Raw genomic sequence first — 24,550 nt, 5'->3', positions numbered from 1 at the left:
GTGCTAGGTCAACCTACCACCAACCTACAAATCAGCTACTTGAAAAAGTTACTGCTGCTCGTTTTACTGGTTAGCACCACCCTAGCTCATGCACAGGTGACGCCGCGTGATATCCTCAGCCGCCGTTACTCCGTGGAGGCAGTGCGGGCGGCGCTGCTGCCCCGTGGGCAATGGGTGCCGTACCCGCGCACGCCCGCCGCTTGGCAGCAGGCCCTCCCCGACTCGGTGCGCCGCCGCGTGGTGCAGGCGGGCGAAGCAGCGCAGAGCCTAGCTTTTGCCGCCATTCCGGCCACTACCATGCTCGATTTTGTGCGCAATGGCAACCGAAGCCGCTACGAACAAGCATCGTTTGGCAAGCGCAGCCAACTCATGACGTTAGTGTTAGCAGAATCGGTCGAAGGACAAGGCCGCTTTCTCGATGCCATCGCGAACGGCGTGTGGTCGATCTGTGAGGAGAGCTTTTGGGGCGTATCTGCCCACCTAGGTGGGCAAAAAGGAGGCAGCGGCCTGCCCAATGTGGAAGACCGAATTGTGGACTTGTTCGACGCCGAAACCGCAGCGGACCTAGCTCTTACCGACTACTTCGTGGGCGAGCAGCTAGCGAAGGTGTCGCCGTTGGTGCGGCCACGCATTTACTACGAAACCAACTTGCGCCTTTTCCAGCCGCTGCTGGCACAGCCTGACCGCTACGAGTACCTGAAAAAAGGCACGAAGGTCAACAACTGGAATCCTTGGATCATGTCGAACTGGCTGGTGGCGACGCTGCTGCTCGAACCAGACGAAGCCCGCCGCAGCCAGATGACGCGCGCAGCCCTAGAAGGCTTAGATCTGTACCTCAACGGTCTGGGCGAGGATGGCGGCTGCGATGAAGGACCTAGCTATTGGTTTGTGGCCGGCGGCAGCGTGTTTGATGCGCTGGAGATACTGCACAGCGCTTCGGCCGGCAAAATCGATGTGTACCGCGAGCCGCTGATTCGTAACATGGCTTCCTACGTGTACAAAATGCACATCGCCGGTCAGTACTTCGTGGATTTCTCTGACGCCGACCCCACCATGCGCCCCGATGGCTTGATGCTGTACCGCTTCGGGCAGCGCCTCCAAGATCCGACGCTCATGCAGTTTGGCCGTTGGGCCTACAGCACCTTCGGCACCGACGCACTGCCTAGCCCGACCGGCCAATACCGGCAGGAATTTAACCGGCAGCGCAGATTAGACGACCTGTTAACCATTAAGCAGATACCTAGCAGCAAGGTTAGCTCCTTTGCGGGCGCCCCTACGGTGTGGTTTCCGGATGTGCAGGTAATGAACGCCCGGTCGCAGAAGGGCCTGTTTGTGGCCACTCACGGTGGTCACAACGCCGAAAGCCACAACCACAACGACGTAGGCGACTTCATTGTGTACGTGGATGGTCAGCCGGTTATCATCGACGTGGGCCGCGGCACCTACACCGCAAAGACGTTCTCTCCTAAGCGCTACGACATTTGGTTTAATACGTCGCAGTTCCACAACTTACCCATCATCAATGGGCTAGGTCAGCTGAACGGCCGGGAATTCGAGGCGCGGGCCGTACGCGAAACAGCCACCAAGCAAGCCAGCACCTTAGACCTAGATATTGCCAAGGCCTACCCCGCTTCGGCTGGCATTCAGCGCTGGCACCGCACCGTAGCCCTGAACCGCAAGGATGAAACAGTTCGCATTGAAGACGACTATGTACTGAGCGCTGCCCCCACTTCTTTGCAACAGGTGTTTATGACGGTGTGCCCGGTAAATACGGCCGAGCCGGGCAAGGTTGTTTTCCAAAGTACTAACAACCAAAAGGTAACCTTACACTACGACCCCGCTCTGTGGCAAGCCAGCAGCGAAGTAGTGCCGCTCACTGCTCCCGAAGACGCGACCCTAGGTGCGAAGTGGGATAACCGCCCGATCCGCCGCGTGCTCCTCACCCAGACCAAGCCCTTAGCCAGCAGCCGGTCGGTTTTTACAGTTTCCAAGCAATAGCGCGCCATCTACCATGAAAATCAAATCGTTGCTCATCGTGGCTATTTCCTGGGCTACCAGCTTCAGTGCCGCTGCCCAGACCACCCCCGTGGGCGCCGACGTGAAGTTGCCTGCTCACCCGCGCTTGCTGCTGCTCAAAGGGGAAGAAGAAGGCATTAAGCGCACCATCGCGGGGGATAAAACCTGGGCCAAGCTGCACCAGGTTATCCTGACCGAATCGGATGCTATGCTGAATCTGCCGCCTGTAGAACGCATCAAGGAGGGCAAGCGGCTGCTGGGCAAGTCGCGCGAGTGCCTGCGCCGGGTGTTCTACCTAGCTTACGCGTGGCGCCTGACCCACCAGGAGAAATACCGCAAACGGGCCGAGCAGGAGTTGCTAGCCGTGGCCGCCTTCAGCGACTGGAATTCCTCGCACTTCCTGGACGTAGCCGAAATGACCATGGGCATGGCCATTGGGTACGATTGGCTCTACGACGACCTATCGCAAGCGGCGCGCGCTACCATCAAGGAAGCCATTCTGAAGAAAGGTATTGAGCCTTCGCTGGACGCCCAGAACAACAGTTGGCTCAGGAACACCAACAACTGGAATCAGGTCTGCAATGCTGGCATCAGCTTCGGAGCGCTAGCCACCTACGAAGACCACCCGGAATTGTCGCGGCAGATTGTCAACCGCGCCATTGAAACCATTAAGCTGCCGATGGGCGACTACCGCCCCGATGGAGCCTACCCCGAGGGCTACAATTACTGGGGCTACGGCACCACATTTAATGTGCTGTTGATAAGTGCATTGCAAAAGTCCTTGGGCAGCGACTTTGGCCTGAGCGCGCAGCCGGGCTTCTTAAAGACGGCTGGATACCTGGAAAATATGGCGGGTCCTTCGGGCATGGGATTCAACTACTCCGACTCGCGCGTCATCAGTGAAATGCAGCCTGCCTCTGCCATGTTTTGGTATGCTGGTGCACTGCGCGACCCTTCTTTGCTGTGGATGGAGCGCCAGACGCTAGAGAAAGGCACAGCCGAAGAGTACGTCAAAAATCGGCTGCTGCCGGCCACGATGGTTTGGGGCGGCACCACGAGCCTGAACACCATCACGCCGCCGAAGGCCACCATGTGGGTAGGCCAAGGTAAAAACCCCGTGGCGCTAATGCGCACGTCCTGGACTGATCCGGCGGCCATTTACGTGGGCCTGAAAGGCGGCAGCCCGGGCCTGAGCCACGCCCACATGGACGCCGGCTCCTTCGTGATGGAAGCCGCCGGCGTGCGTTGGGCCATGGACCTCGGCATGCAAGAGTACGAGTCGCTGGAATCTAAAGGCGTAGATCTGTGGAATATGAAGCAAAATTCGCAGCGCTGGCAGGTATTTCGCTACAACAATCTAGCCCACAGCACGCTAGCTTTCAACGACAGTCTGCAACGGGTGAACGGTACGGCCACGCTCACGGGCTCTTCCAACACGCCCATGTTCATGAATGCCACCACCGACCTAACGGGCGTTTACAAAAGCGCCGTAGCAAAAGCTGTCAGGGGCGTGGCCATCGTGGACAAGAGCTATGTAGTCGTGCGGGACGAAATAGAAACGCTACCGGCCAATACAACTGTGCGTTGGACCATGGTGACGCCCGCCACGGTACGAATCACGGGCAAGAACACCGCCGAGTTAACCCAGGATGGCAAGAAGCTCTTTCTTCAGGTGCAGGAACCCGCCCAGGTGACCATGAAAACGTGGCCCACAACTCCGCCCCATGCCTATGACGTGCCTAATCCGGGAACCACGTTGGTGGGATTTGAGGTGCAATTGCCCGCCAACGCCAAAACGGCCCTCAACGTGCTGCTCGTTCCGGAAAAAGCCCAGAAGCAGGCTAAGCAAAAAAGTACATCTTTGGCCCAGTGGCCGCAGCGTGATGTTAGCTCATCCGGCAAGTAACCGGCAGCGGCAGAGCACGCTAATCCTAGTGAAACGTTTTGCGGCCTAGGCCCGATCACCGAACCTATTCTCCTGCATCTATATGCTTAAAAACCTCTTTCTGGCCGCTGCATGTCTGCTGCTGGCTGTGCAAGCCTCAGCGCAGAAACCCATCAACGTAGACCAGGAACTGGCGTTTGCCGCGCAGCAGTACCAGCGGCTGCTCGCCTCCCACCCCGACACTACCAAGTTCCCGCAATCCACCAACCCCGATGGGTCGCCCCGCGACATGCCTTCTTCGTGGTGGTGCAGCGGCTTTTTTGGGGGCTCGCTCTGGTACCTTTACGAGCACACCAAAGCGCCCGAGTGGAAAACTGCCGCCGAGCGCTGGACCCAAGCGGTAGCCAAGGAGCAATACAACACCCGCACCCACGACCTAGGGTTCATGCTGTACTGCCCCTTTGGCAATGGCTATCGGCTCACCAAGAATTCTGCTTACCCCGCCGTACTCGTACAAGGCGCCAAGTCGCTGTCAACCAGGTTTGATCCGAAGGTGGGCGTGATTAAGTCCTGGGATACATTCAAGGCCTGGGGCACGGGCCAGACGTACAACTACCCAGTCATCATCGACAACATGATGAACCTGGAGTTATTGTTCTGGGCCAGCAAAATCACCGGCGACCCTTCGTTCCGTCGCTTGGCTATCACCCACGCTGATAACACGCTCAAAAACCATTTCCGCCCCGATTTCAGCTCCTTCCACGTAGTTTGCTACAACCCCGACGGCAGCGTGGCTGCCAAGAAAACGGCTCAGGGGGCAGCCGACGCTTCGGCTTGGGCGCGCGGCCAAGCCTGGGGGCTTTATGGCTATACTGTGATGTACCGGGAAACCAAAGACCCCAAATACCTAGCGCAAGCCCGCCATATCGCCGATTTTTACCTTAATCACCCCAACCTACCTGCTGATAAGATTCCGTATTGGGACTTCAACGCGCCAGGTATCCCCAAGGAGGAGCGCGATGCCTCCGCTGCAGCCGTAGCGGCATCGGCCTTGCTCGAATTAAGTCAGTACAGCAAGCCCGATCAGAAACGATATTTCCAAGCCGCCGAAACTATGCTCGTGAGCCTAGCCTCACCCGCTTACAAAGCGAAGTTGGGCGAAAACAACAACTTCCTGCTCAAACATAGTGTGGGTTCCAAACCGGCCAAATCGGAAGTGGATGTGCCACTAGTATATGCTGATTATTATTTCTTAGAAGGCTTACTACGCTATCAGGCGCTGGCCAAAAAGTAGCCGTAGCCGGTCCGCTCACATCAGATATGCCCTGCGAGATGTGCACAAACCTACGGGCGTTGCGGGTTGCCGAGTACCGTTGAATCAAAGCGCTGCCAAAAGGGCTACACACGTCCTAGCTCATCATTACGGCACTGACACAGATACTATTTGAAGTATCCCCTCTTTGAGAGAGAAATGTCACACCTTCTATATCAGTAAGACGTGCTCTTATCATACACAATTAATCATGTCTTACCCTCCTTTTTCTGAACAACCCACCTCATCTTAGGAGTATCAAAAATCTGTGTTTATGTGAAACAAGAGCAATTTCTCGGGAATCCTGTTCACTGAAACAACAGTTTTTGCTAGAAAACTGCCAACCTATTTCCATACAAGACAAGCCGCCATTATCGACTGAAGCGGGCACGCAGGAGCTGTACGGCGCTTTCGTAAGAAGCCCCAATCGGGATAGCCGTACCCGCGACAGTCACTTCTTGGCGCGCTATTTTTTCTACCTTCTCCACGGCCACAATATAGGAGCGGTGCACCCGCACGAAGTACGGCGCGGGTAGCTGCCGCAACGCGTCAGCCGGGGTTTGACGCATGAGTACCCGCCGGGTTGGTAGCACATACGTCAGGTAGTTGCCGTCGGCTTCCAGGTACAGGATATCGTGGAGCCGTAATCGCTCCTCTTCGTAGCCGGTTTTTACCAAAATGCTGGGGCTACTGGCGCTACCCCGCGCGGTTTGTCGTTCCAGCGCCCGAGCACAGGCTTTGGTGAACCGCGCCAGGGAAAAGGGCTTGAGCAGGTAATCAACGGCGTCAAGTTCAAAGCCCTGTACGGCGTAGTCGGAGTAGGCCGTGGTGAAGATGATGAGGGGTGCCCGGGAAAGCCCCTGCACCAACTCCACGCCTGTCAGGTCGGGCATATGAATGTCCACGAAGAGCACATCCACGGGGTGGGCTTGCAGGAAAGCGAGGGCCGTGAAGGCATTTGTGAAGCTGCCCCGCAACTCCAGGAAGGGGACCTTGGCGGCTAGCAGCTGCACCACGCGCAGGGCCTGCGGTTCGTCGTCGATAGCTAGGGCGGTGAGCATCGGGGCAAGAAGGGGCTACTTACTTAGTGGGCAGGAGCTTGCAGCAGGTGCAGCGAACGTTTGCTGCCTTCGCTGTTGGGGTTCAGCACCAGCGCCCGCTGGTACATCAGAATGGCTTCGCTTCGGCGGTTGGCCTGGCGAAAAGCATCCCCGTAGCTATCGTACACGTTGAAGCTGGTCGGGAAAAGTACGGTATTTAGGCGAAAAGCTTCCAGCGACTGGGAAAGGTAGCCGTTTGCCAATAGAGCATACCCTAGGCTGTTTAGTTCTTCTTCGACCACATAGTAGTGCGCCGTGTCGGCCCGCATGGTGTTCAACGCAATCAAAGCCGGGCTCGGGCCTTCTTGCAGCAGCGCTGCCCCGTACCAGCGAGCGGCGGATTTCCTGTAAGGCAGCGGCCGCACAGGCTGTTGATGGAGCACGTCGATGATGGCCGCCACCTTCTCGCGGAACTGCTCGCCTTCAGTGTTATCGTACAGGATAACGGTCTGCCCCGTCTGCACGTTGCGGTAGAGCATCGTGGCAATGCCCCGGTTGTAGCCATCGTGGCCGACAATGTCGCCCCCTGTCGGATCTGGGCGCACTACCCAACCGAGGCCGTACGAGGTAGGACCGCCAAAATCGACGGTATTCCCGCCAATGACCGTGGTGCTGTCGTTGAGCTTGGCCGGGGTGGCGGCGAGCGCCACGGTGCGGGGGCGCAGGAGCTTGCCGCCGGACAAGGCCTGGTCGAAGCGGAGCAAGTCTGGCAGGGTGCTCACGACCTGACCCGGCCCGTAAAGCCCGGTTAGACCACTGCTCTCGAAACGCAGATGCCAGCGCCGGACACTATCCTTGAGCTGAACGTTTTCGACCGGCTCCGGCACGGTGCTGTACATGGTCGGCAGCAGGTGGTTGGTCACGAGGCGAGCATCGGCGGGGCTAGCGGGGGAACGTAGGTAAGTGTCTGCCATGCGGGCGGGCCGGAAGATGTGACGTCGCAGGTAGGCCGCAAACGGCTGCTGACTCACCTTTTCGACGAGCAGCGCTAGCAGGATATAATTGGTGTTGCAATACTGCCACTTCTTGCCAGGTGCAAAGTAGAGCCCTGGCTGCCAGGCCCGCAGGGCCGGAATAATGTCGGAGTTGGTGACAAGATGCTCGGGATGCTGGCGTACCAGCGGGTCATACAGCTCCAAGTCGGGCAGCCCGGAGGTGTGCGTGAGCAAGTGCCGCAGCGTGACGGAGGGGTACGGAAAGCTAGGTAGATAATGCACCAGTGGGTCGCCGAGCTTGATTTTGCCTTGCTCCCACAGCTGCAATACGGCCGTGGACGTAAAAATCTTGGCGATGGACGCCACTTGAAAACGAGAGGTCACCGTATTCGGAGTGCGCGTGGGCAAATTGGCGTAGCCAAAGGCGCGCTGGTAGAGGATGCGCCCCTTCTCGGCCACTAGCACGCCCCCGTTGAAACGCCCTGCGCGGGCGAGCTGCTGAAACAGGGAATCCAGCTGAACTTCCCGGCGCTGGGCCTGGGTCGGCGGGCCCAGCAGCCCACCGAACAGAATGAGAATAAGCAGATAGTATTTGGGCATGGTGCAGTGAGTTGACGTTGAGGAGATGAAGAGGTTAGGCAACTGCGACCTAGGCCTCAGAATTTTCTAGGTCCGAGAGGCGGTTCGTTTTCAGGCAAGCTAGGCTACCAGAGTAGCAGGGTGAGAGCTACGAAATAGTCTTGCGGGGATTGTTGGATTTCCAGTTGATGGCGGCCGGGATAGAGGAGCGCTAAGCGCTTGCGCACGTTTTCCAGGCCCACTTGCGGCGTCGGGGCGGCCGCGGCCTGCGGGGCACGCGGATGCAGCGAGTTGTGCACCTTGAAATACAGGTGCGTGGCATCCAGCGTCAGCGTAATATGAATCCAGGAAGGAGCCTGAAAGCTAATGCCATGGTTAAAGGCATTTTCCAAGAATGGGCTCAGCAGCATCGGAGCTAGATATACTTCCTGCTCAGGTTCCTGCAGGTTGATGCGGATGTCGAGGCCCTGGGTCTCGTCTAGTCGGAGCCGCTGGAGCCCGATGTAGCGGCGCAGGTAGTGTACTTCCTGCTGGAGCAGAATACGGTCCCGGTTATTTTCTTCGAGTAAGAAGCGCATCATCTCGCCCAACTGCTGGATCCCTTCAGCAGTTTTATCGCTGCTTTCCTGCAAAGCAGTAGCGTACAGACTATTAAGCGCATTGAAGAGAAAATGCGGGTTAATTTGGGCCCGCAGCCCGGCTAGCTCAGCGAGGCTGTGCGAGGCTTGCGCCTGCAACGAGGTCGTTTCCTGCGCTATCCCCTGGCGTACGACCACCACTAGGCTCGAGACCAGCATTACCAGCCCCCACAAGCCCGCCAGCGGCCGCAGCGCCACCGGGTAGCGCGAACTATAGGCGACCCACAGCACGGTTGAGCCGAGTAGGGCTAGGCTCCCCCACCAGGCGATTCTCCATACCCAGCGCCTAGAAAGTCCTGCTATCCGCAACGCCGTGAGCAGTGGATACGCGAGTGCCTGCAACACCATGACCAGTAAACCTAGCCCAGCCAGCAGCAACCAAGGCCCCGTTTGGGGGTCCCAGAGCGTGGGCGGCAGCGGCACCGTCCAGGCCAGGGTTAAGCCCAGTACCACCAAGCCGATGACTAACCCCCGGTAAGCATAGCGCACCCCGGCTTCTGTCGCCAGGGGCAGCCGCTGGCGTACGTACTGCAAAAGCTGGCCAAGCAACTCGTAGACTCCTAAACCAATACCGGCTGCTACCCAGTCCGCGAATAGAGTTTTGGAGCGGTAGAGTGAATAAACTTTCAAGCCCGTAATCGCTCCGAGCTGATTGTACTGCAAACGCAAATACAGTTTGAAGTAGTGCGCCACCCACACGCTGCCGAACAGCAGCAGCAAGCTCAGCATCATGTACAGGGTGCCAGTAGCCCCCACTGACTTGGTGAGGCGCGGCAAGGCGAGGTAGTGGCTGGTTACCCAAGCCAGCAAGAGCAACCCGGCGCCGGCCAACACCGGTAGCAGCGTGTGGGTGGGTTGCTGGTACACGGCCATGCTCCGCTCGAGCGCGGCGGCTGGTGCCACGCTCGCAGCCTGCCGCCACAACGCGTGGGTGGCGGCAGCTTCGCGCAGCAAATAGGCGGTCACGTAGAGGGTGATAGCAGCGAGGGCAACCCCGGCTTCTAACCAAGTAGTGGTACGGGAAGGGGACATAGCTTGCTCGTTGAAGGGAGAGCTAAAGCTAGGTAGGCAGGTAACGCCCTGGGCAAAAATGGGGTGAGCCAGCCGAAAAAAGGGGTGAACACCCCATGGCACGTAGTTACTTAGGACGAATGACCGGGCATCGCATCTGGGGTAAGCGGTACGCACCAGGGTTGGCTGCAAAAGATAGCGTCAACGACACGCCGCGCATATACCAGCAACGCCCCGCCGTGGGACCGTTACGGAGATGGTATTGCTTCACAACCTAGCCCAAGACAACTTTCATTTACGAGCGGGATAAGCTTGCAGGTATTCAGGCACACGAGGGTTTGTGCCATCTTAAAAAGTGACCGTTTGTCTGATCTGAGAATAGGTTGACCATTTTTTCTACTAAAAACAGTTAACCTATTCTCAGCCAAGACATACCAGGCAGCGGCAACTTACTGCACCACAAACCGGGTCGTGATGGTAGACGTTTGGTCGGCGGCTTGCAACAGGTACACGCCGGCCTTCAAGCGCTGCGGAATGCGCAAGCTACCAGTGGCCGCCGGAGCAGCCACCGACCCTTTGTAAACGGTTTTCCCTGTCAGCGTCAGCACCTTCAATGCTAGCATCGTGTTAGTTTTGAAACTACTAAGCGCTACTTGGATAAACTCACCGCTAGTCGGATTTGGGTACACGTTAATCTGGTGGCCCGAAGCTACTGCCTGGCTTTGAGTGGCAAGAGTCACGCTCGGGTCGCTGCCATACACAATGCCGCGGCCGCCTGTGGCAAGATACACGCGGCCGTAGGTCTGCCGGTCGCCGGCGATGATGCCCACGAAGCCGTATTGGTGCTGCTGGTCGTTGATGCGCTTCCAGGTGGCACCAGCATCATCGGAGCGGTAGAAGCCATACGTCCTGTTCACGGACCCCACTATGTAAACGGCAGGATAACCGGCCGTGGTAGCAGGCTTACCAAAGCCAACGGCCACGGCGGCCGTGGCGCTAGCTACCCGCTGGAAGGAAGCCCCGGAATTGGTTGAGTGGTAGAAGCCAGCATTGGGGTCGTTGCGGTACGCGCCGGGGCACGTTAACCACAGCTCGCCTTCTTTGCCGAACACTGCACCGATCGATGCGTCGCCCACAATGTAATCGGGCGTATTGATGAAGCCGGTAGCAGCAAGGGTGAATGTAGCGGCGCCATCGGTACTGACTAGCACCCGCCCATTCATGGAGTCATATACGTAGAATTTCAGCGGGTTAACCCGATCGGCGACCGGGCGCAGGCTGCTGCCGACGCTGCTCGCCGTGATGCCAGTAGAGGCCGTCCAAGTAGTACCCCGGTCGGTGGAGTAGTACACGCCGGTTTTCTGTCCTCCGGCGGGACTGGGCTCCCACACGATGCGGCTGCCATCAGCCGACACGGCCACGGCGCCGCCCGAGCCAGCCCCCGTTGGGAAGGTGGCAAAAGGGGTAAACGTCGCGCCCGCATCCGTGGAATACGCGCCGTATTTGCCAGTGGCACTGGTGTGCGTGCGCACGATAAAGCTAGGTTGCAGCTCAGCAAAGTCGATGGCTAAGTTAGAACCGTATTGCGGCGTTAGGCGGCTGGTAGGTACCACGTCTGGGTTGGGGTGCCGATAGCCGTCAATGTCCCCCACTACACTGATGAGCGGAGCGCCAGTGGGCGGGCAAATTAGGCCTAGCGGTACTAGCTCTTCCAAACCCTGATTGTCGAACTTCCAATTTACGTTCGTCGGCGTGGGCTGGTCAGCGGCCGTTACATTGCGGCTCGAAAACGCGCCGTAACCAGTTACAAACCACGCATTATCGGAACGAAAAGGATCCACATCTACGTCGGCAATCCAGTGCGGGTCCGACGTGGCATTTGAAGGAGAGAGGGAATGATCTAGGTTCGCCTTAGCCGTAGTGCGCCAGTTGATAATGGGCTTCCAGGTAGTGCCCCCGTCGGTGGTGCGGAAGATGTCATCCCCAGGTCCCCACCGGTCGATCGTACTCACCAGGATAGTCCCCGGCTTCTGCAAATCGAGCGATATACCGCCGTAGCCGCCTTGGGTTTGATTCGCGGCAAGCGTGGGCTTGATGCTGGTCCAGACGCCGGTAGTGGGCACGTACTTCATCACATCGCCGGCGGTTACGTCGTTTGGGCCGGGGCCATTGGCGTAAGCTAGGTAAAGCGTGCCTGCGGCGTCGAGGGCAGCATGGTGGGCCATGAGCGCGGTCGGAGCGCCGGCAACAGCGGCCCAAGTTGTGCCGCCATCGGTGCTCTTGTAGAGGTTCTCGGCGCCAATGCGCATTACGCCTACATATATCGTTTGGGTGGCCGTGCCCGCCGAGCTGCTGCTCTTGTCAAACAGCACGAAGCTAATGCCGTTGGTCCCTACCGGCGTAGAGGCCACCGGAAAGCTCGTCACCTTGCTCCACGTAACGGCCCGGTCGGTACTCCGCCACAGGCCATCGGTGCTGGAACCTAGGTAGAGGGTGGTGCCTAGGTTGGGATCTACTTGCAGGGGCTCGCCCGCGCCGCGGCCGTTTTCGTTGCCCCCTAGCTTGATCGTTAGGTTGGATTGCGTCCAGGTCGCGCCCTTGTCGTTGGAAGCCAGAATTGCCGCCGTACCCGCCCACGACTGCGTGTAGGTGCCGGCGGCTAGGTACACGCGGTTTGGGTCGGAAGGGTCAGGCGCGATGCTGCGGATGCCTTGGTAGTTGGAATCATCGCGCGAGATAAAGTCGGTAATCGGCACCCAGGTGCGGTTGGAAGCCTCCCAGCGGTAGGCCCCGCCCACGTCAGTGCGGGCATAGAGCAGGTCCTGCTGGGCCGGGCTGTAGATGATGCCGGAGACAAAGCCGCCGCCTTGAATATTTACATTTTTCCACGTGTAGGGCACCGTGGTCTGCGCTTGGCTCAGACTCGGCGCAAATCCGGCACTCAGTACCAGCGCGGCGCGCACTACGAATAATTCAACGGTTTTCATGGATGGGATTGAAAAGAATGGATGGATAAACGGAATAGTAAATTCTTGCAGCAGTATGCTGCTTGGGGAATATCACAGGAGAAATGCTCACCAACACCTAGCAGCTAATGGGGCAGCTAGGCACAGCAATAACTAGTTGTGAATCAGAAAATATTCGTCTTGTATGTGACTAGCTGCACGACTTCGTCGGTTTGGCTGCCAGTGCTCAGCAATACCTTCGACTGTTTTGCAACACCCCCACCCTAGCTAAAGCACTTGCTTTTTCCTGACCCTACAAGGCGGCCTGAAGCTTGAGTAGATACACGTCATTCTCGCGCAGTGGCAAATGCATGCGTAGCCGTCCGTCGGCGTTGACCAGGATTTGCCGTTTTTCTTGGGGCTTGCCCGTAGCCTGCGACTTGAGTAAGGTCACTTGCGCCTTGCTCAGTTGGTCTGGGCGACCCATTTTGATGTAGGAAGTGTAGGCATCGTTGCGCTTGTAGCCGACCTGCGAGATGCTCACTGTATAGGAGCCCTTTCGTAGGCCACTTACCTGCACCAATACTTCCCCCTTGCTTTTGGCGGGAAGGTCCTTGATAAAGTATTGCTGATTGTTGATGCTGTCTGGGAGCGTACGGGTGTAATCCCAGAGGAGCAGTTGCACGTTGCCCTTGTCATCGGTTGTAGCCAGCGACTGAGCATCATTATCCTGGAGTTCCTTGGAGGACAATTCGTTTAAAAACTGGTAGGCAAAATAGGCTGGCTTTTTAATGCCCTGAGTGTTCATCAGCCCAAAGCCGCCGTGAAACGCTTCGAAGCGCGGACCAGCTTCTTCAAAAATGTCGGAAAACGTCCAGTAGGACATCGATTGCGCGGTGCTGCCCACCTGCTTGAGCTTTTGCAGAATGTAAGCTGCTTGGTGGTAGCTATCGTGGACCGGGTCGGCGGGCGTGTAGGAAGAGCTCCATTCGGTATAGTGCAACTCTAGCTTTGGCAGGACCGACTGCTGAATTTGGACGCGACTCTTCTGCACATCCGCGTTAATTGCCTGCGCATCCTTGCTAAGCACGGTGCCCTTGGACCCAAACTCATCAAGGAAGCCCTGATTGACCCCGTAGGTATGCGTGCTGATAAAGTCCAGGGGCAGCTGGTTTTGGGTGCAGAAGGCAATCATCTCCGGAACCCAGTCGGCCCCCGCCGTGGCCGGGCCGCCCACTTTGTACCGCCCGTCGACGCTTTTGATGGCAGTGGCAGCGTAGCGGTATAGCTTGAAGTAATCGGCCTGCGAGCCGTTCCAGAAGTCATGCAGATTTGGCTCGTTCCAGACTTCAAAGTACCAACTTGCCACCTCTGCGGCCCCGTAGCGGACCGTGAAATGCTCGGTCAACGCTTTAATTAAATTTCCCCACTGCTCGTAGCTGCGCGGCGGGGTCACATTGCCGCGCCACCAGAAGAGGGTTTGACTACCACTCGCCATTGCCGAAGGCATAAATCCTAGCTCGACGAAAGGCTTGACATGAATGCTGAGCAAATAGTCGTACAGCGCATCGATGTACTGGAAGTTGTAGTGCTCCTTCCCTTGCGCATCTATGCGATAGACGCCCATGTCGTCGGTCAGCAATCCATGCATCCGAATGTAGCGAAAACCAGCATCGTGCTTAATTTCAGCTAGTTGTTGCTGCCAATCGGCGCGCAACCCTTCGTTCGCGCGACCTGCCCCGACGCACACGTTAAAGGTCGAGTTGAGTTTGCCTTTGATGGCCTTCGCATTCACCTCAATAACGCGCTGCTGGGCCCAGCTGGGTAACGGCAGCATCAGAACGCCGCTAAGAATAAGCGTGACTACTGTTTTGATAAACATTTGCACATTCTTTAACTAGGTGATAGAAAAACGGCCGAATTAACTCAGCATGCCGACCCTAGGTTGATACAGCAAGTAGGCATCTAGGTAGCGCTACTGAGCGGCTTTGGCGTACTCCGTATTCGACTCCACTTTCCACGTTACCTTCCCTTTTAGCGGGTCGCTGGTGAGCTGTAGGCCGTTGCCTTGCTTGGCTAGGCTTACTTCGCGCAGCACGTTATCAGCCGGCAAGCACACGTAGCCTTTCAGCGCTTGGTTATCAGCGTAGTAGCCAACTAGTTGCAGGTTCTTCCAGTCCATCTGCATCGTGGATTGGGCTAGCTTGATGTGGGGAATGACGGCTCCATCGCGCACCAGCACCACTGCTTCCACGGGTCCCGGCTTGAGGCGGTGCCAGCCCGCGCCGTACACCTCCCCGGTTTGGTAGTCTATCCACTTGCCAGCGGGCAGATACACGTTCCGCTCGGGCGCCGACTCAAACATAGGTGCTACCAGCATGTCGGCGCCAAACATGTACTCATTGTCAACGAGCCAAGAACCAGCATCCTGCGGAAACTCCACGAACAGCGCCCGCACCATGGGCAAACCGTTTTCGGTGCTGTGCTTGGCTTGGGCATAGATGTAGGGCATGAGCTTATAACGCATTTCATCGGCTAGGCGGAAGTCTTTCAGGAACTGTGCGCTGAACTCCCACGGCTCTTTGGGCGGCGCGCCGTGGCTGCGGGTGTGCGAGGTCAGCATACCGAAGGCGGCCCAGCGCTTGTACAAGTTTTCAGGCGTTTTCACCACGAAGCCGCCGATGTCATGGCTCCAGAATGAAAAGCCCGACAACCCTAGTGACAAGCCCCCGCGCAACTCGGCGGCCATAGCATCGTCGGTGTTTTCGGCGTCGCCGCCCCAGTGCAGGGGGTAGCGCTGGCTGCCGGCCCAGGTGCTGCGCGCCCAAATGATGGTTTCGCCGTTCACTTTCTTGGTCACGTCGGCCACGGCTTTATTGTAGCGCAGCGGGTACAGATTGTGCTCGTAGAAGCCGGTTTTACCGGAGTGGTAAAGGCCCACGGCCGGCGCGGCTTCCCCAAAATCGACCTTGATAGCGCCCACCCCTAGCTTCAGCAAACTGGCAATCTTATCCTGATACCAACTCACGGTCTGCGGGTTAGAGAAGTCCAGCGTGGCATCTTCGTAGGGAAGGTTGCCTTTGGCGTCCTTCACCACTAAGCCTTTCTCCACTAGCTCGGGGAAGAGCTTGTTTTGGGGCGTGAAGTAGGGCAGTTGCCACAGCGACACATGGAAACCGTCCTTTTTCAGGTCGGTTAGCATCTTCTTGGGGTCGGTGAAGCGGGCGGGCGCAAACTGGTAGTCGGTGCGCCAGTCGGTAGTAAACCAGCCGGTGTCGAAGTGAATAACGTCGGCCGGAATCTTGTTTTCGCGCAGCTTGGCAGCCACGTCGCGGCCATCTTTTTCGGAGAAGTAGGTGATGCGGCTCTGCCAGAACCCAAATGACCACAACGGCGGCATCACAGCCTTGCCTGTCAGGGTAGTGTATTCGTTCAGAATGTCTTTGGGCTCGCCCACGAACACGAACAAGTCCAACGCATCGTCGCCGATCAGCAAGGAATTGACGGCGTTGAAGTACTTGCCAAAATCGCAGGTAATGGGCGAGGACGTGTGCATGAACATGCCGTAGCCGCGGCTGCTCATGAAGAACGGAATGGGCTTGTACATGGTCTCGTTCTGTACACCGTTGGCGTCGTCGGCCCACAGCACCACCTTCTGCCCGCGCTTGTTGAACTGCGTGAACGACTCACCGCAGCCGAAGATCTTCTCATCTGGCGCCAAGGACCACGCCACCGACATGCTGCGCGAGTAGTCTTCGGCCCGCCGCACAAACGAAAACGGCACGACCGGCGTGTACGAGGCCTCAGCATTGTCCTGGTGGTGAATCGTTTGGGTGAGCAGCTTACCCTGTGCATCGCGAATCTCGACGTGCCACGGATACTCCCGAATCGTGACCGAGCCGGCGGCGCTGGTATATTGGTGGCCGCCCGCTACTTTCTGGTACTTCCACGACTTCGTATCTACCGGCGCCTGCCCGCCCACTAGCATCAGCGAGGCCTCGTTCGGCTTCACCTGCGGCCCCGACGTGGCCCGGATCCGCACGGTGCGCCCCGACACAAACTCTACCGAAAAGGGCAAGCTAGGTGCCACCGCGTACTCGGTAGTCGGAAACTCATTGGCTGCTGCGGGGCGCAGCACGCCCAGCATGTTGTTGAAAGCCTGCCGGGTATAGTAGTTATAGCGCCGGTATTTCAGCTCGCCGCGCCCGGTAGCAGGGTCAAATTTGGCGAGGCTGTCGGCGAGGTAGTACGTATTGGTGAAGCTGCGAAAATCGGGACTGATGTCGATGGGCGCGTTCAGCAGCTTCATGTCCTGCAACTGCGCCTGGGCGCGGCCACTCAGCAGCAACCCGGCCCCCAGCAGCGCCAGCGTAATCCGGTAGTGGTTTTGTTTCATAGGGTTGGGGCTAGGTTGGGTAGTTGAGGAGTTGAGAAAGGATCAGTAAGAATTGCCTCTCGTGTCATGCTGAGCTTGTCGAAGCATCTCTACCGCTTCGTTGCGGACGTCAGAGATTACTTTGGCGGTAGAGATGCTTCGACAAGCTCAGCATGATCGTCTAATTAGCTGTTAGCAAGTACTTACTGTAATAAGAAAGCTAGCTGCACGTCTTGTCCGGCGGGCAGGTTCACTTGATAATGCATAGCATCAGACCGCCGCAGCCCAGAGCTAGGTCCAGTGGGTTTGCTGGCGCGCGGGAGTTGGAGCCGCACCGATTGACGAGCATCGGAGTGCAGCGTTACAGCTACTTGCTGGCCATCCCAGCGCAGGCTTTTCACCTCGATCTGCCCGCGCAGGCGCACGCCTTGCACCTCCCCTGCGGGCCACTGCGCAGGCAGGGCGGGCAGCAACGACACTAGGCCGGGCTCCGAATAGGTGAGCATCTCAATCAGCACGGCCGGCAAGCCGCCACTGATATCGGTGTTGAACAGGTTGCCCACGTTGTGAAACGAACCCATGCCCGTTGACCAGTATTTGCTAGCTAACCACTCGGTCAACTGATGGGCTTTCTCGGCGTCGCCCAGGTGGGCGGAGGCCAACCCTAGCTGCACCAGCCCGAAGGCCATTTCGCCCCCACCCTCCGCCTGCCGAAACTTCAGGCGCTCGACAATAGCACGGTTGGCCGCCGCCCGCAGCGCCGGGCTGTCCCCTATTTCCGGGTCGACCTGGTCGTAGAGGCCGTAGAGGTGGGAAGCGTGCCGGTGCTTGTAGTTTTCCTCAAAGCCCGGCCACAGCCATTCCCGTAGGGTGCCGTCGGGACTGACTTCGTAGGTGGGGAGCTTCGCCAGCATAGCCTGCCACTTTTTTACCTGGGCTTTGTCGGTGCGCAAGGTATTGGCTGCCAGGATGCTGTTGCGCAGCACCTGCTTGGCTATCATCACGTCCATCGTGGCATTCAGCGCCGCTTGGGAGGTGCCGTTGGCGGGGTTATTTTCGGGCGAGTATGAGGGGTTGAACACGTAGTGGCCGTCCTTACCTAGGGTCAGGAAATCCTCGTAGAACTGGGCAGTTTCTTTTAGGAAAGGATAGGCGTGCTGCGCCAGAAATTGCTGGTCGCCAGTGTACTGGTAGTAGTCGAAAAAGGCGTTGGCGGTCCAGCCGGCGCCGCCGGTCCAAAGCGTCAGGCACCAGACGTCGCCGAAGTCGGTGTCGAGGCCGGTGTTGCTGGTGTGCACCGGCACGTGAATGCCACGGGTGCCGTAAAGGCGGCGGGCGTTTTCGCGGTAGGTGGGCAACAGACGCTCGTGGTAGCGGAAGTAGGCAGGCATCAGCTCGGCCATGTTGCTGTTGAGCACGCTGCCGATGGCGGATTGAATGTTGCCATCGTGGGTGAAGTCGCCCGACCATGGCGCGGTCCAAGTGCCGCTCCAGATGCCTTGCAGGTTGGGCGGGTTGGCGCCCATAGCGCTGATGATGTTGTAGCGTCCGGCATCAAAGGTCTTCTCTACCAGCGCCAACGGCACTTCGGTGCGGGCTTTGAGCAACAGCTCCTCGGAGTAGAGCTGCCGGTCGGTGGCGGGGGCGTGCAAGTCGAGGCGGGCACGGTTGAACAGGGCTCCATGCACCTTAGCATGACGGGCGAGCAGGTCGGCGTAGGAGGCATTGAGGGTACCTAGCTCCTGCTTTAGCTGCGGCAGTTGCGAGTGGCTGTAGTTATAAGAAGGCTTGATCTTAATGAGCAGCAGCACTTCATCAGCATCGCTAACTACCAGATCGTTCTGCTCGACGCGGGCGCTGCCGCCGGTGAGCACCAGCCGGCCAGCCCCCTCATAGCCTTGCAGGCCGCCGGGGTACTTGTTTTTGAACTCGCTGCGATACGTCAGCCACTGGCCTTCGGCTTGGCCGCGCATCTCCCCTACTGCGCCGCCCACCAGCTGCCACTGGTTCCACTCGATGGGGCGGTGCTCGAAGCGCAGGCGGCCGTTGATTTTGCCCGTGCCTTTAATGGACAGCACCACCATGCTATCGGGCCGCGATACAAACAAGCGCCGCTGAAACGTGCCGTGGCTGTCTTCCCATTCGACAGTCGCCTCGCCGGTCTGGAAGTTGGTGGAGCGTTGGTAGCGCCGCACGTTGCCGGGCGACTGCGTCAGGCGCAGATCAAACGCCGGCATAAACGGGTCGCGCCCAATGGTAAAGCCTTCTTTCTCACGCTCATCGACCGGCACCTTGGCCGCTTCGGTGTACTTGCCGGCCAGCAGCAGCTGCCGAATTTCCGGCAGCCGGCTCGCCTGATTGATCGGCGGCTTGGGCGGATTCAGGGGCAAAAATAGCTGCCCGTGGCTTAGGATAATGGTTTCGTCGTGGGGCTGCCCCATCACCAGCGCCCCTAGGGTACCGTTGCCGCTGATAAGTGCGTGTTCCCAAGAGGCCGCGGGTTGCCAGCTGCTAAAGCCCCGGACCGGCGTAGCAAAGGGTGCCGTAGCCGGCTGCGCCCGCACGGCCAGCGCGAGGAAGAAAAAACCGGCCAGAAAGCAAAATGCTCCACCTTTACGCATTGGGGGCTAGGTTAATCAGGTCTGTGTTCTAGGTTGCTGCGCCTAGGCTAAAGCGCAGTTAAGCTATTGGAAGTCAAACCACAGGCTGCCGCTGATGGGCGTGTAGTTGAGCATGATGTTCTTCTGGCTTTGCGGCCCCATCAAGGCGGCCGGCTGAAACTTGGTGCCGATGGGCGCAATAGCCGTCAGGAAACCTAGGTTGCCCTCCGGAAAAGCCGGCGCGGTGTTGTCGGTGCGGGCCGCGGCGGCCTTCACTGGCCTGAGCATTTGCAGGAACACGGCCTGGTCGTCGCTATAGACTGTGAACGGCGACTCCTTATTCTCCACCACCACCCAATACAGATCGGCGTGGTACCCTTTAAACTCCGGGTATTGCCAGGTTTCGCCCGTAATAGCGTTGTTGTAGTCTTTGTGCCACACCCCAAACTGCTGCCCTTTCAGCCGATTCTTCCACACCCGGTACGGACCGCGCCCGAGCCACTTCATGCCGGTAATTTTCTCCTCGGGGTAGGCGAAGGTGATGCCTATAAAGTCCGCCTCACCTTTTTGGGCGTACTGATAATCGAGCCTAGCCGGCTTGCCGGAGGCAAACGTCCATTTGACATGAAAACTCGACGGCCCCTCGTAATCGGCCTCCACCAGGTGGCTAGCTCCGGCGGCGTAGTGCCGCAACTGCTTGAGGGTGTGCGGTACTCCTGCCTGCACCGGCCCGCCCGACAAAGAGATTTCGCCTTTCGCGTTGACCACTTTCTGAATATAGCCGGTGCTTTTATCGAAGTAATAGCGCAGCCCGTCTACCTGCACAAGCAAGCTGCCTCCTTGCTCCGTGGCTTCAACCGCGGCCGCCCGGGTGGCCGTGTAGGCTTTCTGAACTTCCCGCGGGTACTTGATGGGCCACGTCCAGGTGAAGACTTCTCGCTTATTGGGGCCGTATGCGGTCAGGTAAAGGGCGTCGCTCTGATGCCAGTTGGCGGGCAGCTTGAGGGCTAGCTGACCTTTTGCGCCCGGTGCCAGCGCGGGAGCTTGCGCCGTTCCACTGGCATTGGTCTTGGGCGTTGTGTCAGAGGCGTGGGGAAGCGGAAACGACACAAGCCGCCAGGCAAAAGTGCACTGCTGCAAGTTGGTAAACTGGTACCGGTTCTCGACCGCTAGCCGCCCATCGAAGCCGGGCGCGAGGAACTGCTTTTCAATTACCACCGGCGACCATAGCTCGCGGATGGTGTAGAAGCTAGCTTCTTTCTCCCGGTGCGGACCTAGGATGCCATCGGGGGCGCTGTCGCCGGCCGCGTCGAGTTTGCCGTTCTGGTCGGTGCGGGCCACGGCTTCGTCGTGAAAGGCCCAGAGAAAGCCCCCGGCGAAGTAAGGATGGCGGCGCATCAGGTTCCAGAAATCTTCCAGCGCGGCGCCGTGCCCCCCGTCGAAAAGGCCGTGCATGAACTCGGTAGGAAAGAAGATTTCCTTGCCGTAGAGCACAGAGTTCTGCACGTAGTTGTAGTCGGGGTAATGCTTGGTGTCGGTGCTGTTAAATCGCTCCCAGGGGTGAATGACGGGCCGCTTTTGCGGGTCGTAGAGGGCGTAGTCTCCGTCGAGGGCGAAGTTGAAGCCACCTTCGTTGCCATTGTCCCACAGCACAATAGAAGGGTGATTCACGTCGCGCACTACCAACTCCTTCACCAGCTTACGTCCCACCAGGGTATCGTACTTAGCCTGCCAGCCGGTCAACTCATCCAGCACAAACAGGCCTAGCGAATCGCACACGTCCAGAAAATGCTGATCGGGCGGGTAGTGCGACATGCGCACGGCGTTCATGTTCATCTCTTTCATCAGCTTCACGTCGAGCAAGCTGATTTCCTTGCTGAGCGTGCGCCCTGATTCGGGCCATTCGCTGTGGCGGCAAACGCCCTTGAAGTAGATTTTCTGCCCGTTAACGTAGAGGCCATCCTGCGGCCGCAGCTCCATGGTGCAGAAGCCAAACCGCTGCTTTACTTGGTGCACCACGCCCTTGCCGTCCGTCAGCGAAACCACTAAGTTATAGAGCCTAGGTGCCTCCGGGTTCCAGGGCTGAATGCCCTGGAACTGCTCGCGCAGCGTGGTTTTCTCCTGCCCCGCACCGGCTTTCACGGAAAACACCTTACCTAGCCGCTTGCCGGTAAGCTCCTGTACTTCCGCCGTTAGGCTCTGCGCCGCCGTGGCATTCACGGCGTACACATCTACGCTCAGCGCCCCGTTAGCTTGGGCATTCAGGGCAATCCGGTCGATGTAGGTGGGCGGCACGATTTCTAGGTACACCGGCCGGAAGATGCCCCCGAACAGCCAGAAGTCGGCCTTGCGCTCGGCTTGGTTAACGGACTCGTTGGTGGAGTGCTTGCTGACTTTCACTTCCAGCATATTATCAGCTCCGGCAGGTTTCAACAGCTTGGTTATGTCGTACTTGAATCGGTAGAAGCCGCCCTGGTGGACCGGCCCTGCCAGCTGCCCGTTGATCTTGACTTCGGTGTCGGTCATGGACGCCTCAAACACGATAAACACGTGCTTGCCCTTGCCCGCAGCCGGCACCTGAAAGGTGTGCTTGTAGAGGCCCTGCTCGTCGGGGTTTACCTCGTCGCGGAAGTAATTATAGGTACCGAAACCCTGCTGCTCCCAGTTGGAGGGCACGGCGATTTTATCCCACTTACCACTTTTGCGGCCTTTGGTGCAGTAAAAATCCCACGACACGGTGTGGTCTTTATCGGTACCGGAGAGGTACTGCACATGGGTTGTCTGGGCGAAAGCGGCCGGGCAAGCAGCCCACCAAAGACCTAGGATCAGCAGCGTAATTTTTGGTAGAGCGTGCCCCATAGTTGCCTCTGTCGTAAGGGTGCGTGGAAGTCTCAGCGTTTCGATGTGGTGGCAGATGCTGGCTCGCCGTACACAATGCCGCGCCCACCTGTTTGCAGGTACACGCGGCCGTAGGTGCGCCGGTCGCCCACAATGGCTTCGATGCCGCCGTACTGGTGCTGGTCGTCGTTGATGCGCTGCCAGGTCGCGCCCTGGTCGTCGGAGCGAAAGAAGCCGTAGGTACCGCCTATCGTGCCGACCAGGTACAGGGCCGGATAGCCGCCAGCCGCAGCTGCTTTGCCGGTGCCCACGCACCAAGCTTGCGCCACGGCCGGTACCTGTTGGAAACTCTGGCCGGAGTTGGTGGAGTGGAAAAGGCCGCCGCTCGGGCCGGGCGCCACCAGCCACAAATCCCCTTCTCGGCCGAACACGGGCTGAATAGTGGCGTGGCGGTAGTCGTTGGAGGTAGGCAGGCCGGTAGCGGCTGGCGCGAAGGAAGCCGCCCCATCGGTGCTCACCAGCACACGCCCTTGCGCCACGTCGTAGCGGTAGAACTTCAGGGGGTTCACGCGGTCGACAACGGCGTTGGCGCGGCCCTCACCGCCGGTGGCAGCCGTCCAGGTGGTGCCTCGATCGGTTGAGTGGTACACGGCGGGCTGCTGGGCGTCGGGGCGCCAAGCTAGGTGGCGACCGTCGGCCGAAGCGGAGAGGAAGCCCGCGTCACGGATGTTGGGTGGGGAGCTAGCAAAGGGAGCCCAGGTGGTGCCGCCATCTTCGGAATAGGCACCCCAGTGCGCCGCTTCCGAGCGTACGGCCCGCACCATAAAGGCGGGCTGTAGCTCGGCAAAGTCGATGCTGAGGTTGGTCGAATACTCGGGCTTGAGCCGGCCGGCTTTCGGAGAAACAGTCAGGTCGTCGTGGCGGAAGCCGTCGATGTCGCCGATGGCACTTACCAACGGCGCGCCTACGGGCGGACTGATCATCCCGAGTGGCACGGTCTCTTCCAACCCCTGATCGTCAAAGCTCCAACGCGGTGTAGCTTGGGAGGCGCGTAGCTCGCGGGTCGTAAACACGCCGTAGCCAGTCACAAACCAAGCCCGGTCGGGGTTGAAAGGATCGAGGGCCACGTCGCCGATCCAGTGCGGGTTGGAAGTGGCCGCGTAGGGCGATTTTGGGTAAATCAGATTAGCTTTCTGCGTGGCACGCCAGTTCAGCACCGGGCGCCAGGTTTTACCGTCATCCGTGGAACGAAAGATTTCGTCGCCGGCGCGCCACTGGCCTAAGGTACTGACTAGCAGCGTGCCGGGGTGTTGCAGATCGAGGGATATTCCGCCAAAGCCGCCCACTTCATCTACCTTCACCTGGGCTGGTCGGATGCTGGTCCAGCGGTTGGTGCTAGGCTCGTACTTGCGCACATCACCGGCCGTTACATCATTGGGGCCGGGCCCATTGTTGTAGGTTAAATACAGCGCGCCATCGGCAGCGAGAGCCGCGTGGTGGGGCATGAGGTCAGTGGGCTGCCCCGGTACAGCCTGCCAGGTGGCACCAGCGTCGGTGCTGCGGTAGAGGCTGTTGTCTTTCTGCAATATGCCCACATAGATCGTGCGCGTAGCCCGGCCGCGCTGGCCGCTGCGCTTGTCAAACAGCACAAAGCTGATGCCCCCGCTGCGACGCGGCGAAGATTGCACGGGAAAGCGCTCGACTTTGCTCCAGGTAGTACCCCGGTCCTGGCTGCGCCACAAGCCATCGAGGGTAGTACCTAGGTAGAGCGTAGTACCTAGGTTAGGGTCAACTTGCAGACGCTCACCGGTGTTGCGCCCATCCTCATTACCACCTAGCTTGATAGAAAGCGGCGAGGTGGTCCAGGTGGCACCCTGGTCGTTGGAGCTGAGCACGGCCGCGTTGCCGACACCTTCGCCGGTGTAAGTGCCCGCCGCCAGGTACACGCGCTGAGCATCAGAAGGGTCAGGGGCCACGCTCAGAATACCCGTGTAGTTCACTTCCTTCCGACCTAGGTGGTCGGTGATAGGCACCCACGACTGGCTGGCTTCCTGCCAGCGGTAGGCGCCGCCCACATCGGTGCGGGCGTAGAGCAGGTTCTTTTGGGCCGGACTATACACAATACCCGACACGAAACCGCCGCCCAGAATCTGCACGTTGTTCCAGCGATAAGCTAGCTTTTGGGCAAAGGAAGGGCTGCTAAGCCAGCATAAGCTGCTTAGTGCCAGAACGTGAAACGGTTTCAAAGGCAGTATTTTTAGGAGAGAGGCGGCAGAGTATTTTGCTTGTCCTTACCCTTTTCCGGCGCGCCCGTAC

12 protein-coding genes are annotated in these 24,550 nt (G+C 58.7%); 3 read left to right on the top strand and 9 right to left on the bottom strand.

What is annotated here, in order from left to right:
- The first annotated feature begins 39 nt into the window (after window positions 1-39).
- The 3 genes from SD425_RS12630 (at window position 40) to SD425_RS12620 (ending at window position 5,195) form a co-directional block, all read left to right on the top strand.
- Entirely contained in the window at window positions 40-1,998 is a 1,959-nt protein-coding gene (locus tag SD425_RS12630) for a heparinase II/III domain-containing protein (RefSeq protein ID WP_324679090.1), read from the top strand.
- A gap of 13 nt (window positions 1,999-2,011) precedes the next feature.
- Window positions 2,012-3,922 (top strand): heparinase II/III domain-containing protein, encoded by a 1,911-nt coding sequence (locus SD425_RS12625; protein ID WP_324679088.1) that lies wholly within the window; start codon window positions 2,012-2,014, stop codon window positions 3,920-3,922.
- An 82-nt stretch (window positions 3,923-4,004) separates the two neighbouring features.
- The gene (locus SD425_RS12620; protein WP_324679086.1) at window positions 4,005-5,195 is read left to right on the top strand and encodes a glycoside hydrolase family 88 protein; all 1,191 of its coding nucleotides are present in this window, start codon (window positions 4,005-4,007) and stop codon (window positions 5,193-5,195) included.
- A 389-nt stretch (window positions 5,196-5,584) separates the two neighbouring features.
- Here the strand turns inward: SD425_RS12620 and SD425_RS12615 are convergent, their stop codons facing one another.
- From SD425_RS12615 to SD425_RS12575, 9 genes are all read right to left on the bottom strand, one after another.
- A complete protein-coding gene (locus SD425_RS12615) occupies window positions 5,585-6,274 on the bottom strand; it encodes a LytTR family DNA-binding domain-containing protein (RefSeq protein WP_324679084.1) in 690 nt (229 codons plus the stop codon).
- A gap of 23 nt (window positions 6,275-6,297) precedes the next feature.
- Entirely contained in the window at window positions 6,298-7,848 is a 1,551-nt protein-coding gene (locus SD425_RS12610) for a serine hydrolase (protein ID WP_324679082.1), read from the bottom strand.
- Between the two features lie 104 nt (window positions 7,849-7,952).
- A complete protein-coding gene (locus tag SD425_RS12605) occupies window positions 7,953-9,497 on the bottom strand; it encodes a sensor histidine kinase (RefSeq protein WP_324679080.1) in 1,545 nt (514 codons plus the stop codon).
- 428 nt (window positions 9,498-9,925) lie between these two features.
- Window positions 9,926-12,463 (bottom strand): T9SS type A sorting domain-containing protein, encoded by a 2,538-nt coding sequence (locus SD425_RS12600; RefSeq protein WP_324679078.1) that lies wholly within the window; start codon window positions 12,461-12,463, stop codon window positions 9,926-9,928.
- Between the two features lie 271 nt (window positions 12,464-12,734).
- Entirely contained in the window at window positions 12,735-14,258 is a 1,524-nt protein-coding gene (locus tag SD425_RS12595; protein ID WP_324679076.1) for a GH39 family glycosyl hydrolase, read from the bottom strand.
- A 138-nt stretch (window positions 14,259-14,396) separates the two neighbouring features.
- The gene (locus SD425_RS12590) at window positions 14,397-16,817 is read right to left on the bottom strand and encodes an alpha-xylosidase (protein WP_324679074.1); all 2,421 of its coding nucleotides are present in this window, start codon (window positions 16,815-16,817) and stop codon (window positions 14,397-14,399) included.
- A 182-nt stretch (window positions 16,818-16,999) separates the two neighbouring features.
- Window positions 17,000-19,417: a glycosyl hydrolase family 95 catalytic domain-containing protein gene (locus tag SD425_RS12585; protein WP_324679072.1), complete on the bottom strand. Its 2,418-nt coding sequence runs from the start codon at window positions 19,415-19,417 to the stop codon at window positions 17,000-17,002.
- A gap of 63 nt (window positions 19,418-19,480) precedes the next feature.
- The gene (locus SD425_RS12580) at window positions 19,481-22,255 is read right to left on the bottom strand and encodes a glycoside hydrolase family 2 protein (protein WP_324679070.1); all 2,775 of its coding nucleotides are present in this window, start codon (window positions 22,253-22,255) and stop codon (window positions 19,481-19,483) included.
- Between the two features lie 32 nt (window positions 22,256-22,287).
- Entirely contained in the window at window positions 22,288-24,480 is a 2,193-nt protein-coding gene (locus SD425_RS12575) for a xyloglucanase (protein ID WP_324679068.1), read from the bottom strand.
- Window positions 24,481-24,550: the final 70 nt, after the last annotated feature.

This window comes from Hymenobacter sp. GOD-10R (genome assembly GCF_035609205.1).
Classification (GTDB): domain Bacteria; phylum Bacteroidota; class Bacteroidia; order Cytophagales; family Hymenobacteraceae; genus Hymenobacter.
This window is presented reverse-complemented; position numbering and strand designations above follow the sequence as displayed.